General features: G+C 29.8%; 11 protein-coding genes. All 11 read right to left on the bottom strand.

Translation table 11 applies throughout. The features are described 5' to 3' along the window. Positions 1-281: 281 nt before the first annotated feature. The gene (locus tag LEBU_RS09005) at positions 282-1,979 is read right to left on the bottom strand and encodes an AAA family ATPase (protein ID WP_015770027.1); all 1,698 of its coding nucleotides are present in this window, start codon (positions 1,977-1,979) and stop codon (positions 282-284) included. A gap of 105 nt (positions 1,980-2,084) precedes the next feature. After that, on the bottom strand, positions 2,085-2,936 hold the full coding sequence (speB, locus tag LEBU_RS09010; protein ID WP_015770028.1) for an agmatinase: 852 nt from the start codon (positions 2,934-2,936) through the stop codon (positions 2,085-2,087). A gap of 29 nt (positions 2,937-2,965) precedes the next feature. After that, on the bottom strand, positions 2,966-3,808 hold the full coding sequence (speE, locus tag LEBU_RS09015; RefSeq protein ID WP_015770029.1) for a polyamine aminopropyltransferase: 843 nt from the start codon (positions 3,806-3,808) through the stop codon (positions 2,966-2,968). A 156-nt stretch (positions 3,809-3,964) separates the two neighbouring features. Beyond that, positions 3,965-4,495 carry a glycoside hydrolase family 108 protein gene (locus tag LEBU_RS09020; protein WP_015770030.1) on the bottom strand — a complete coding sequence of 177 codons (531 nt, stop codon included), beginning with the start codon at positions 4,493-4,495 and terminating at the stop codon, positions 3,965-3,967. Between the two features lie 70 nt (positions 4,496-4,565). Then, positions 4,566-6,029, bottom strand: coding sequence for an aminotransferase class I/II-fold pyridoxal phosphate-dependent enzyme (locus LEBU_RS09025; RefSeq protein ID WP_015770031.1), 1,464 nt, complete (start codon positions 6,027-6,029; stop codon positions 4,566-4,568). Positions 6,030-6,805: 776 nt separating this feature from the next. Further along, positions 6,806-7,660: an adenosylmethionine decarboxylase gene (gene speD, locus LEBU_RS09030; protein WP_015770033.1), complete on the bottom strand. Its 855-nt coding sequence runs from the start codon at positions 7,658-7,660 to the stop codon at positions 6,806-6,808. Between the two features lie 319 nt (positions 7,661-7,979). Then, positions 7,980-8,849 carry a hypothetical protein gene (locus LEBU_RS09035; RefSeq protein WP_015770034.1) on the bottom strand — a complete coding sequence of 290 codons (870 nt, stop codon included), beginning with the start codon at positions 8,847-8,849 and terminating at the stop codon, positions 7,980-7,982. A 12-nt stretch (positions 8,850-8,861) separates the two neighbouring features. After that, positions 8,862-9,395: a hypothetical protein gene (locus LEBU_RS09040; protein ID WP_015770035.1), complete on the bottom strand. Its 534-nt coding sequence runs from the start codon at positions 9,393-9,395 to the stop codon at positions 8,862-8,864. 245 nt (positions 9,396-9,640) lie between these two features. After that, positions 9,641-10,603 carry an AEC family transporter gene (locus LEBU_RS09045; RefSeq protein ID WP_015770036.1) on the bottom strand — a complete coding sequence of 321 codons (963 nt, stop codon included), beginning with the start codon at positions 10,601-10,603 and terminating at the stop codon, positions 9,641-9,643. Between the two features lie 146 nt (positions 10,604-10,749). Next, positions 10,750-12,855: a glutamine synthetase III family protein gene (locus LEBU_RS09050; protein ID WP_015770037.1), complete on the bottom strand. Its 2,106-nt coding sequence runs from the start codon at positions 12,853-12,855 to the stop codon at positions 10,750-10,752. Positions 12,856-13,013: 158 nt separating this feature from the next. Continuing rightward, positions 13,014-13,475 carry an SH3 domain-containing protein gene (locus LEBU_RS09055; protein ID WP_015770038.1) on the bottom strand — a complete coding sequence of 154 codons (462 nt, stop codon included), beginning with the start codon at positions 13,473-13,475 and terminating at the stop codon, positions 13,014-13,016. Between the last annotated feature and the right edge of the window lie 400 nt (positions 13,476-13,875).

Here is a 13,875-nt window from a genome sequence, read left to right on the forward strand (position 1 = left end):
TTTTATAAATGTATTTTTAATTTGCAAAATAATTTATAATTTTATACTATTCCCTATTTAAATAGTGAATATTTAATAAATTTTCAACTATTATAAGAATATTTTCTATTTTCTAATGAGATTCAGTACTTAGATTATTTTGTTTAATAACAGTTTTTACTATTTTATTATTATATTTTTTATTTTCGTAGGATTGCTCATTGCCACAAATCCTTATCTTGCAGTAAAAGTACGTAACAAATTCTTATTTAAACGATGTTTAATATAAATTGGATTTAGTATTAACTGTAATTTCTATCAAATCTAACTGCCACTTCTTTTCCAAAAAATGCTATCCCAATTTTCAATACATTCTTAACTCCAGAATTTTTTAATACAGAAGCATATTCTTTCTTTTCAATCTGCTGTAATGCAATATCACACTCATTCTCCAACTTTTCCAAAATTTTATCTTCACTCAAATTTTCCATTACATTTACAACCTTCAATTCCAAAATAATCCCTTCTTTTCTTTTTTCCAGATTTTTAGGCTTCAAAAGCAAATCATATCTGCCTTTCCCGGCAAAATTATTTGAAGTTATTTCATACTCATTTTTCAAAGTCAAAATTATTCCAAGCATTAAGCCATGATAAAATTGCTCTTTATAAACTCCGCTTACATCGAATATTCCCACGTTTTCCAATAAAATTTTTCTTAATTCCTTCTTAAAAGTTTCAATATCTCCATTTTTCAAGGAATATACCATATTATAAAAGCTGTTATAATTCTCAAAATATACTTCTATAAACATTTTTGAAAACATTTTTAATATTTCTTCATTCGGAATTTTCAAATAAACTTGTTCCTCATCATCTTGAACTTCTTCTGCCAATGTCAAATAACCGCTGTGAAAAAACAAATTCCATATATTTTCTTCATAATTTGCTTCCAAGTTTGCAAAAGTCATATTCTCATCTATTCTTCTTAAAATGGATTTTTTATTCAAAAGTTTTGAAAAATCATCAAAAATCTCATTTTTCAGTTTTTTTAAATATAATTTTATCAATTCATTTCCACTCGTATTTACCCAGTACGGTTTTAATTTTTCATCATTCAGAAAATTAATAATCGACCATGGATTATAAACTTTTATATCTCCAAACAAATATCCATTGTACCAACGTTGGACATCTTTAAGTTCAAATTCTAAATCAAAATCCTTTAAAGCCCGCTCAACTTCACTTTCTGTAATACCAAAATATTCTGTAAATCTATTGTCTAAAATTGTATGAACTCTTAGATTATTCAATCCAGAAAATATATTTTCCTTTGCAACTCTTAAAATTCCAGTCATAATTCCCATTTCGAGATAATTATTATCCTTTAGGACAACTCCATAAAATGTTTTAAAAAAGCTAATTGCTTCTTGATAATAGCCTTTCACGTATGAATCAATTATCGGCTGATCATACTCATCTATTAGCACTACCACTTTTCGTCCATAATATTCATATAGATATTTTGTTAAATCCAGCAAGGATAATTTCCATGTTGCTTCAGTTGCTCTGTTAAATAAAATTGAATCATATTTTTCTTTTTTTCTCGCACTTAAATTTTCCTTTACAAATTCAAATTCATCATATAAATCTGAAATTGTATTTTTTATCATCTCAAACCCATTTTCCCAGCTACTTTCATCATAATTTCTAAATGAAATTGAAATAACTGGAGCTGTCCCCTGCTTTTTAAAATACTCATTTTCAGAAATTTTTAAATTCTCAAACAGCTTTTTATTTTCATTTTTATTTTCAATATCAAAAAAATATTTTATCATCGACATATTAAGCGTTTTCCCAAATCTTCTCGGACGTGTGAACAACTTAATTTTAGACACTTCCTCAAATAAATTCTCAATAAACTCTGTTTTATCAAAATAGTAATATTCATCTTCTATTATTTCCTTAAAATTTGATATTCCTATCGGCAACTTTTTCTTCATCTAACATTCCTCCCTTTTTACAAATTATTAAAAACTTTTTTATTTTTATATATTCAAAAAAATATCTGTACCATTTATGCACAAACACTTTTCCTTAAAATAAATCTATTTATAAATAAATAGCAAAATTTCCCTAAGCAGTTTGCAAGCTAATGCTGTAGATTGTCCAGACTGATCGTAAACAGGTGATAATTCGTTCATATCAAGTCCAACAATATTTAACTGCGAAATTTTTTCTATTGCCTTATGAAGTTCCACAAAAGTAACTCCTCCAGCTTCAGGCGTTCCAGTTCCAGGAAATTCCGATGGATCAAGTACATCTAGATCCAATGTAAAATACACAGGTTTCCCTTTTAATTTTTCTACAACTTCATCAAGTCCATCAAAATTAAATTTTGTTGTATGAAGATGTTCCTTTGCAAATTTCCATTCATCTCTTTCGCCGCTTCTTATTCCAAACTGAAAGATTCTGTCATCTCCAACAATGTCCCAACATCTTCTAATTACAGAAGCATGTGAATAATACTGTCCTAAATACTCATCTCTCAAATCTGTATGTGCGTCAAACTGTATAATATGCAAATCTGGATATTTTTCAGCAACCGCTTTCACAGCCCCCAGTGTAACAGAATGCTCTCCACCAATCATAAACGGAATTTTCCCATCCTTCAAAATTTTTGCTGTTTCATCCTGAATATCCTGCAATGTACTTTCCGAATTTCCAAACGAAAGCTCCAAGTCCCCGCCGTCAAAAACTTTAATATCTTCCAAATCTTTATCCTGATAAGGGCTATAAGTTTCTATCCCAAAACTCTCATTTCTCATAACCGCCGAAGCAAATCTAGTCCCTGGTCTAAACGAAGTTGTACTGTCAAACGGCGCTCCAAAAATAGCAATTTTGCTCTCATTGTATTCATTGTCACAACCTATAAATGTATGTATATTTTTATTTCTCATATAAATTCTCCTTCTAGTTTTTATTCTAATTATTTTATTAAATCTTTCACATAATTTGGCAATGCAAATGCCCCTTTATGCAATTCCGTATTATAATATCTTGTTTCTATCCCAAACTTATTCCATTCATCTGCCTTCAAATCTCCTACGGGATTATATTTTTTTGAAGCAAAGCCAAATAGCCAATGTCCTGACGGATATGTCGGTATATGTAGCTGATAAACTGTTGCAAATGGAAAAACTGCTCTTAACTGTTTATTTGCTCTTGCTGTTGCTTTAGCATCTGCCTCATAATATGGGCTTTCGTGCTGATTCACAAGAATTCCGTCTTCTTTTAATGCATTAAAGCAATTTCCATAAAATTCCCTTGTAAATAAATCTTCTCCAGGCCCAAACGGATCTGTCGAATCCACAATTACAATATCATATTCATTTGCTTTGGAACGTACAAATTTCAATCCATCCTCATAATAAATATGAACTCTCTTATCATCCAGCTTATTCGCCGTCTTAGGCAAATATTCACGGCAAAGATCGACAACCATCTTGTCAATTTCCACCATATCAATTCTCTCAATATGTTCATATTTTACAAGTTCACGGACAGTACCGCCATCTCCAGCACCAATTACCAATATTTTCTTAGCCTTAGGATTTACAGCCATAGGAACGTGAGTTATCATCTCATGGTAAATAAACTCATCCTTTTCTGTCAGCATCATAAACCCATCCAGTGTCAAAAGTCGCCCAAATTCCTGTGACTCAAAAATATCAATCCGCTGAAAATCACTTTTCACACTAACCAATTGCTTATCAACCTTTATAGAAAATCGAACATTTTTCGTATGTTCTTCTGTATACCATAATTCCATCTGCTACACTCCTTTCGATTTGTATTACCTGTTTTTTATAAAAATCTTACAATAAAAAATATCTAGTATTTTATTTTCAATGTTTCTTACTTTGAAACTTTTTTAATTCCTCAATTTTTCTATTTTTTATAATTTTATTCTATTTTCTTGCATTTATTAAACGTTTCTCAAATAATTTTCCTTAACCTTAACCCTATTTAACCATCCCGTCAAAAAATCATTCTGAGTCGCATCCTTTTTAGCAAGAGATTTGTAGTATTCACGCTGCAAACTATGATAAACAGACAAAAATTTAGCTGGATTAACTTCATTCAAATATTTTAATGTCTGAGGTCCAATTGCCCCATCCACACTCACAACATTTTTACCGTAAACCTTATTCACAGCCTCCTGAGCCTTTTTAATTCCATATCTTCCAGCATTTACTGAAAAATCAAATATGCTGAGTGCCATCTTATCATTTTTTACCTTGTCCAATTTTTTTGCCTTGTAATATTTTTCCTCATAAATTTTTTGTGCTGTTGCTTTTGTTAAATCTTTCATGCTACCTTTGTATCCACATTCTCTGGCTCTTTCCTTAGTAATGCCATATTTTGTTTCGCCGCCTTTATCATTCTTATCATTAGAGTAGCTTCCTTCAACTAGCAAAATATAATTAAAAAATTTCAAAAATCTGCTATCAGCCATTTTGTTTCCTTCTTTCATTTATTTTAATTGGAATTCCGCAGACATTGTCTACGTTTTTTTTTCAAAAATTTTACTCCAAAACAACATTTATCTTCTCAACATGCATATCCTCTGTCCCCGTAAGCAAACAACCCTTTTCTTTCGCATATTCAATATAGCTTATAATTTCCTCTGTAATTCGCTCTCCTGGTGCTAATATCGGTATCCCTGGCGGATAAGCCATAACAAATTCCCCACTTATTTTACCAGCACTTTCCTTTATGGGAATCATTTCCTTTTCTGAATAAAAGGCTTTTTGTGGTGGAAGCACAACATCAGGATTTATGTACTCGTGATCAAACATTCCTGTAGAATCTTTTGAATAAAGCCTTTTAATTTCAGCAAGCGAAGAAATTAGCCGCTCTATTTCCAAACCTCTGTCCCCCGCTGAAATTATTGCCAAAATATTTCCTAAATCTCCAAATTCAATCTGAATTTCATAATCATCCCTCAAAATATCATAAACTTCAATTCCCGCAAGTCCAATATCCTTTGTATACACAGATAATTTTGTCGTATCAAAGTCATAAACTGAATCCCCGTCAATCAATTCTTTCCCATACGCATAATATCCGCCTAGTTTATTAATTTCATTTCTGGCATATTCCGCAAATTTAACTGTCTTTTCAAAAAGTTCTCTTCCATTTATCGCCAAATTTTTCCTTGCCACATCAAGCGAAGTCATAAGCAAGTATGAAGAACTCGTAGTTTGAGTCAAATTAATAATTTGCCGTACATAATCAGCGTTTATTCTTTCTCCACTTAACAAAATCGAACTTTGTGTTAAAGAACCACCTGTCTTATGCATACTAATTGCCGCCATATCTGCTCCAGCCGCCATTCCTGAAATTGGTAAATTTTCGTCAAAAGAAAAATGTGCTCCATGTGCTTCATCAACCAGCACAAGCATATTATTTTCATGTGCCAATTTTACAATAGATTTCAAATCTGAACAAATCCCATAATAAGTGGGATTATTCACTAGTATTGCTTTTGCATCAGGATTTTCATGAATTGCTTTTTTTACATCATTAATTGACATTCCAAGAGATATTCCGAGTTTCTTGTTAAGCCCAGGATTAATATAAACTGGAATCGCTCCGCAAATTACCATCGCATTAATGGCACTTCTATGCACATTTCGTGGAATAATAATTTTATCCCCAGCCTTGCAAGTCGCCATAATCATAGCCTGCACAGCCCCAGTCGTTCCACTTACCATAAAATAAGCCTCTTTTGCCCCAAAAGCCTCCGCCGCTATATCCTGTGCCTCTTTAATAACCGAAGTTGGATGGCATAAATTATCAAGTGGCTTCATCGAATTAACATCCATCTGCATTGCATCCAGCCCAATAAAATCCCGAAACTCCTTATTTCCACGCCCTCCTTTATGCCCCGGTACATCAAATCTCACAACTCTGTTAGAAAGATGATTTTTTAATGCATCAAAAAGAACAGTCTTATTCTGTCTATCTTTATCAATATTTTTCCCCATTTCTTCAACTCCTTCCATATTTTTTAATTTATTTATAATTTTAAATCCCAAAATTTTTTATTAAACATTTAGACAAGTTACGTTTACATTTTGATTAGTAACTATTTTTTTGTAATTTATATGTTTTTTCTTTTTCTTAAAGCAAAGGGGAACAATCGCCATCCCCTTTTATTTCGCAATATTAGTTATTTCAATTTCTTCAAATTATAATATCTGAAGATTTTGGCGAAAGTGCTACGCACTAATCCCCGCTCGTCTAAGCATTTTTTGAAAACAAAAATTAAACTCACTTCGCTCACTTTCGCAAATAAAAATTGATAAAACTTTACAAAATAAATTTATTATAAAGATTATGGCGAAAGAAACACATAAATGTGTTTAGTAATTTTTATTTCCAAAAAATCACGACATTTCTGATTCAATTATAACAATTATTTTACTTAATTATTTTCATGAATATAATTAAAAAATTTTTTATAAATTTCCGAGATTTTAATTTTTCAGTAAAAGACAACTTGTTTGAGCTTTTCTGTTATATTTGAATTAAATAACGATCTTATGAAATTAAAATAACTTTTGTTAAAAGCGAGTTTTGTCTTTTGCTGTAAAATTGAAATTCGAGAAGCGGGAGTGCAGAGGTATGGCGTTTGATACCTCTACTTTAAAAAAAATTAATATAAATAAAAATAAGAGAAATACTATTATTAATCAAAATACTTTAGAAACCAAAATATAAAAAATATTTTTTTGATATTTAATTTAAGTGTAGAATGATTTTAATAAATATTCATTCCGCTATAAATTTCAATCATTTCCTTCCTTAGCCTATCCGTAATTTCCAGCCTTTTTTTTGGTGCAATTTCATAGACATCCTGATTAAAGAGATAATTTTTCAGCTCTATTTCCTTTATAAGCATTTTTGTATGAAAAATGTTGGACTGGTACACATTTACATCTATCGCATCATAAATTTTCAGCTTTTCAGGATCAATATAGTCCTGAATAGAAGTTATATTGTGATCTGTAAAAAATTTCTTTCCTGAAATATCTCTTGTAAATCCACGTATTCTGTAATCAATCGTAATTATATCCGAATCAAAGCTGTCTATCAAATAGTTCAGCGTATTTAATGGCGAAATTTCCCCACAAGTTGCAATGTCAATGTCCACTCTGAAAGTAGAAATTGAATTATCTGGATGATATTCTGGAAAAGTATGCACTGTTATATGGCTTTTATCCAAATGTGCATGAACTGTATCAGTGTCTTGACTTGTATTTCCCTTTTTCATATTCTCTTTATCTATCCCAATTTCCTCGAAGAACGGCTTTCCTTGATTACAAGATTTATCAATATTCTCAGGACTTATTCTTTCTTCTGCAATCAAAACATTTACAGAGGCTCCTTGTGGCTCGTAATCCTGTTTTGATATATTCAAAACTTGTGCTCCTATCATTTCTGCAACACGAATAAGTATTTTTGTAAGCCTTTCTGAATTATATTGCTCATCAATATATGCAATATAGTCCTTCTGCTCCCTCTCTGTTTCCGCATAGCAAATATCATAAATATTAAAACTTAATGTTTTTGTTAAATTATTGAATCCATATAGCTTAATTTTATAGTTTTCCAACTCATTCCCACTTCCTTTCCTGTTTCTTTCATATTATATTCGAACTTTTTAAAATCGAACTGAATAAAAACTTAAATAAATTTAACGTTTGAATAGAATAGTCACAACTTTTATGTTCGACTTTAAAATATATTCATAGTTTTAAGACTTTATTTATTTTCCCCATATTTTTATTCACTTTTTTGACTTATTTTTTCGCCAAATTATAACATTTATATATAATTTTTACAATTAAAATTACAAAATGAATTTTCAAAAAAATTTAAATTTATTAAAAAATCACAGCTAAATTAATAACTGCGATTGTAAATAAAATATTTTAAACCATCCTATACTTAACTATCCTATTTTCACATCCAAGCACATATATTTCATTATCAATTACACATATTTTCATAATTCTGTCTTTTAAAACTTTTTTCTTTTTCAAAAGATTAAATTTATTATCTGTGATTATCAATTCCCCATTTTCAAATCCAATAAAATATTTGCCTTCAAATTCTTCTATGTAAGTTATTTTTAAGTCTGAAATTTTTATAGAATTGTATAGTTCCTGATCCAAGATATTCCATATTTCTACTTCTCCATCTTCCGTTCCTGCAAAATATTGAAGTCCGACTATTTTTGAATAAGTGTGATTATTTTCAGTTTTTATTTCAAATATTTTTTTTAATTTATTTTCAAAAATGCTTATAGTATTTATCTGCTTGTGATCTTCCCTAAATTTGATTATAACGTTTTCTCCGCTTGTGAAAATTTTATAATTTCCATTTTTTTTATTTTTTATTTTTGTGGAAATTAATTCATTTGTATCTACATCGTATGAAAAAAGATTGCTGTTTTCAATATACACAATTCTGCCGTTTGTTATAAAATTCATAACTTTTATTACATCGCCCATATCAAAGACAAGCTCCACTATTCTCTTTTTATTTCCATCACATTTATATACTTTTCCGTACGGAGTTGAAACAAAAAACATACTTGAAACAAAAAGCTGGTTTTTTTCCTTTATATATTTTATAATTTCACAATTTTTTACTTTCCCGCCACTTTCCTTTTCAAATTTTTTATTTCTATAATATATCAATTTCTGTCCAGTTGTTATAATCCGCTTATTGACAGGTTCTACTCCAAAGTCATTTATTTTCGTCTTATACACAATGTCTTCTTCTAAAATTAATTCCATTTTTCTCCCTGCTTAATACATAATATCTTCTGTGGGATCATATCCACTTCTTTTTAAAATTTCCAATATTTCATTGCCTGCTTCTGAAAAAATTTCATTATTATAGTACATTTTCCAATCTTCATTAGTTGTACTCGTATCTAAAATATATTTAAAAAGCATAAAAGTATCTTTTTTATTTTCATCAAAAATATAAAGTCTATAAGTATAATACTTAGGCATATTTTTTTTATTCTTTTTAGGAATATTATTTGGAATTAATTTCAAAATGTCATTTTCAAAATCACTTATTAAGTTAGAAATATTTTCATAATTTAACTTCCCCTTCATATTATAAACTAAACCAACTTCTAAATTATCTATTCCAACATAATAAGTCATAAAATCGTGTTCTAAATCACAGTAAACTTTTCCTTTTAAATTCGATTTTTTTATTAATTCAATTTCTTTAGTTACAAATATATTTGGTTTTTTTATCCATTTACAAGTATCTGAAAACGATATTCCTGATACCAATAAAAGAAGCAACATTATTAATTTTTTCACTTTTTCCTCCTTTTTAAAACATTTTTTATTAAAATTATTTCAAAACTCTTTTTATATTATGTATTTTAACTTTTTATTAATTTTGTTTTATCAATAAAAGTTTACCATATTTTCCTATTAATTTCAAGATACTACCAGTTTCTTCAAAAGTAACACTGACTTTAAAATTATCTTTTCAAAAACTGAATAATATAAAACTTGAAAAAAAAGAAAACCAAATTAATGATTTTCTAAATTCTTTATTTTTAAATATGTATAATATTCAAAATACTCATTAACAGTGGCACAACTAGTATAAATAAAATTGTACTTGTAGTAACTACATTTGTAGAATACCCAATATCTCCTTTTGTCTCATTTGTTAAAATTGGTAAAGCCGCAAATACTGGAGCTGCTGCCTGAATTACAAAAGTTTTTATTTCCAATGGATCAAGTTTTACAAAACGTCCTGCGATTTTTAAAAGTACAATCATGACAACTGAAGAAAATACAAATCTTCCAAGTAGAGCCAAATTTGTATCCAAATCAAACCTAATACTGTGAAGTCCTGCATCCGCCAAAACGATTCCAATATAAAGTAAAGCAAGTGGTGTTACAACACTTCCAAGATATTTTGTAGTTTCCACAATTGGAGTTATAACTCTTATTCCTGATAACAGTACAGCAAAAGCAATTACAAATGCAATAAGTGGCGGCGATAATAATTTTTTCAAATCAAATCCACCTTTTGCATCTCCGCTATTTTCCATAGGGTCACTTGCCAAAAGCATATAGCCCAAAGTCCAAATTGACACAGTATTTGTAATATAGTACATCAAATAATATTTTGAAGCCGCTTCTCCAAAAAGTGCCATATTTAACGGAAGACCAATAAAAATAGTATTTGCATTAACTACTGCATTATAAAATACTCCACGTCGCCCTTCCCGCATTTTTACCAACTTTATTACAAAAAAAGCCGCGACATATCCGATAATGACAGAAGCAAATGTAAAAATCAGCCGATTCGACACTTCCTTCAAGGCTTCCATATTTAAATATTTTAAAACTGAATAAAATATTGAGCAAGGCAATGCCACATTTGTAATAAGTTTTGATACATTTTCACTAAACGTATGATGAAACCAGTGTCTTTTTTTCAAAATATATCCGATTGAAATCATAACAATTATCGGGAAAATACTTCCCAGTGACTTTAAAAAAATCATTTTCCAACTTTCCTTTCTTTGAAGTTACAATAATTATATTTCAAACTCTGTTAAATAAGTTCGATTTTAAAGTTTTTTTGCATAAAAATTTTTTTACAAATTAAAGCAAGGACTTCTAAAAGTCCCTGCACTTTCCTATTTATTCTCTATAGTTTAAACAATAAATCCGTATATGTAGGAAAATTCCAAAATTCCTCATCAACAATTTTTTCCAAATTATCACAAGGAACTCTCAATGCTTCCAGACCTGTCACTAATTTTTCTTTTGCTAAATCAGTCTGTTTGTCTAATTTTGATTCATTTTTAACTCTATTAATTTCTTTTTCAAGAGATTTTACCTCTTTTCTTAAAGCAGTAATATTTGCCAAAACTTCTTTTAACAGTTCTTCCTGTTCCTTTATAAACGCTTTTCCATATTTTGAATTTTTTTCAATATGGTCAGCCAGTAAATTTGCAAATTTTATTCCAGATGGTAAAATATTTTTGTTGGCAATATTAATCAGAGTTCTTGATTCTATGCTTAATTGTGTTACATATCTTTCGGCATAGGCATTGTATCTTGCGATTGATTCTTGCTCAGACAGCATTCCAATTTCCTGTGTCAATTCAAGCACATCTTTATCTATCATTTTTCTAAGTGCCGTATTTGAAGCTTCTTCGCTTGCAAGTCCTCTTTTTCTAGCTTCTTTCACCCATTCATCACTATATCCATTTCCATTGAAAATGATTCTGTGGTGCTTTTTATATGAATTTGCAATAATTTCATTTATTACTTTTGGTAAAGATTTTTCAGTCGCTTTTTCCAGTTTATCTGCATATTCAGACAAAACTTTCCCTACCATCGCATTTATAACTGCCGCAGTAGTTGCAGGCGTAGAACTTGAACCTGGCATTCTAAATTCAAATTTATTTCCAGTAAACGCAAATGGAGAAGTTCTATTTCTATCGCCAGCATCCATATTAAACGTTGGCAATACATCAACTGATAAATTTACTTTTGATGATTCAGAAACTGGAGCATCTTTTTTATATGCAATATTGTTAAAAATTGTTGTCAACTCATCTCCTAAAAAAATTGAGATAATTGTTGGCGGAGCTTCATGTCCTCCTAGTCTATGGTCATTTGTAGCAGTTGCTGTCGCATATCTCAACATTGGATAATATCTGTCAACTGCTTCAATTACCGCAGCTACAAAAATTAGGAATTGAGTATTTGTTTTTGGGTCTTTTCCAGGACTGAACAAGTTTTTGCCCTCATCTGTTGCCAATGACCAGTTATTATGTTTTCCTGAACCATTTACTCCAGCAAACGGCTTTTCGTGAAGCAATGCCACTAAATCGTGTCTTAATGCTGTTTTTTCAATAGTTTCCATTATTATCTGATTTTGGTCTGAAGCTAAGTTTGCTACAGAAAATAAAGGTGCGACTTCAAACTGATTTGGTGCGACTTCGTTGTGTCTAGTTTTCGACGGAATACCTAGTTTCCACAATTCAACGTCAACATCACTCATAAAGTTAATTACTTTTTCCTTAATTTTTCCAAAATAATGGTCGCTCAGTTCCTGTCCCTTTGGTGCAGACGCTCCAAATAACGTTCTTCCTGTAAGCAACAAGTCGTCCCTTGCTTCAAACATATCTTTTTTTACAAGAAAATATTCCTGCTCTACTCCCAAAGTGTTAAATACATGCTCCGAGGTTTTATTTCCTAAAACTCTCAAAACTCTTAGTGATTGCTCACTTATATATTTCATTGTTCTTAATAAAGGTACTTTTTTGTCCAACGCTTCACCGGTAAATGAAATAAAGGCTGTAGGAATATACAATGTAACTCCGTTTTTATTTTCTCTTATAAACGGATATGAACTTGTATCCCAGATTGTGTATCCTCTTGCTTCAAATGTGCTACGTAATCCTCCATTTGGAAACGATGAAGCATCTGATTCACCTTTTATCAAATTTTTTCCAGAAAATTTATAAATAAGTTCTTCACTTTCTGTTGGTTCTAAGAATGAGTCGTGTTTTTCTGCCGTCAAGTCTGTCAATGGCTGGAACCAGTGGCAATAGTGAGTTGCTCCTCTTTTTGTCGCCCAATCTTTTATAGCGTTCGCAATAACTTCGGCAGCTCCCTTTGATAATTCCGTTTTACCTAGCTGTGATGCCTTAAATTCCTTAAAAACGTCCTTGGAAACTCTTTTTTTCAAGTTACTGTCTCTAAAGACATTCTCTCCAAAACTTTTCATAGCGTTTTCCATAAATTTTTACCTCTTTCTTAATTATCATTTATCATTGAATTGGCTATTATTTCACCAAATTCACTTTAATATAATTTATTATACAATGTGTAAAAATATAAGTCAAACAAAATTTTTCAATATTGTTTTAACATTAAATTATGCTATTTTATTTAAATTCACTTCGTCAACTGACTTTTATGAATATATCCAGCCGTACCACCTTCATAACTGACCAAATACCAATTTCCTTCTTTACTTATAAATTTTACACTTACACCATTAGGCAATTTTTTCACGATTTTTGAATCTTTACCAGGTGTTTCTCTCACATTAACTGACGTTTTATTCGTTGACCTCGTTACAAATAATGCATCTTTTAACGACTGTGGATTTTCAGTATCACTTTGATTATTATTTCGTATTTGTAATTTTTGTGGCTGCACTGATTTTATAGAAGCCATACTTTGCATATTTTGAATCTCCTGCTCCCTTCTCATACGCTCCTGCTGTTCTCTTCTTAATTTTATTGTTTTATGCTGTGTAGCCACAACATGAGAATATCCAACAGTCAATAAAATTAGCACAGCTATTATTCCAAATATAATTTTTACCACTATATTGTGATTTTTTTTTCTCATTTCAAATATCTCCTTTAATTTAATCCTATAAAATTTTTTTTAATCTAATACTATTTCCCGTTTAAATAGCGAACGTTTAATAAATTTTGAATTACATACTATATTTAGTAAAGAATTAAAACTTTTTGTCCTTAATATAGTTTCTATTTTATAATGAAATTTAGTATTAGATTATTTTATTTTATCCTTTGTTAAAAAAGTTTGTAATAAATTCGTTATTTAAATGGGGTTTAGTATAAATTAATTATATTAATTCTTAAAAAATTTATCTTTCCTTCCAAAAACTAATACTAGTATATCACATTTCCAGTTTTTATGAACAAAAAATTTACATTTTTTAACAAAAATATTCAATTTTTCCAAACAAAAAACCTGCTCCTTTAGTTAGAACAGGTTTTAT

Source organism: Leptotrichia buccalis C-1013-b (assembly GCF_000023905.1).
GTDB lineage: Bacteria > Fusobacteriota > Fusobacteriia > Fusobacteriales > Leptotrichiaceae > Leptotrichia > Leptotrichia buccalis.

Excerpts from the sequence above, each read along its gene's own strand:
- LEBU_RS09055 (WP_015770038.1), bottom strand. The coding sequence starts at position 13,475 with ATGAGAAAAAAAAATCACAATATAGTGGTAAAAATTATATTTGGAATA.
- LEBU_RS09025 (WP_015770031.1), bottom strand. The coding sequence starts at position 6,029 with ATGGGGAAAAATATTGATAAAGATAGACAGAATAAGACTGTTCTTTTT.
- speE (WP_015770029.1), bottom strand. The coding sequence starts at position 3,808 with ATGGAATTATGGTATACAGAAGAACATACGAAAAATGTTCGATTTTCT.
- LEBU_RS09020 (WP_015770030.1), bottom strand. The coding sequence starts at position 4,495 with ATGGCTGATAGCAGATTTTTGAAATTTTTTAATTATATTTTGCTAGTT.
- LEBU_RS09045 (WP_015770036.1), bottom strand. The coding sequence starts at position 10,603 with ATGATTTTTTTAAAGTCACTGGGAAGTATTTTCCCGATAATTGTTATG.
- LEBU_RS09035 (WP_015770034.1), bottom strand. The coding sequence starts at position 8,849 with ATGGAATTAATTTTAGAAGAAGACATTGTGTATAAGACGAAAATAAAT.
- LEBU_RS09050 (WP_015770037.1), bottom strand. The coding sequence starts at position 12,855 with ATGGAAAACGCTATGAAAAGTTTTGGAGAGAATGTCTTTAGAGACAGT.
- speB (WP_015770028.1), bottom strand. The coding sequence starts at position 2,936 with ATGAGAAATAAAAATATACATACATTTATAGGTTGTGACAATGAATAC.
- LEBU_RS09005 (WP_015770027.1), bottom strand. The coding sequence starts at position 1,979 with ATGAAGAAAAAGTTGCCGATAGGAATATCAAATTTTAAGGAAATAATA.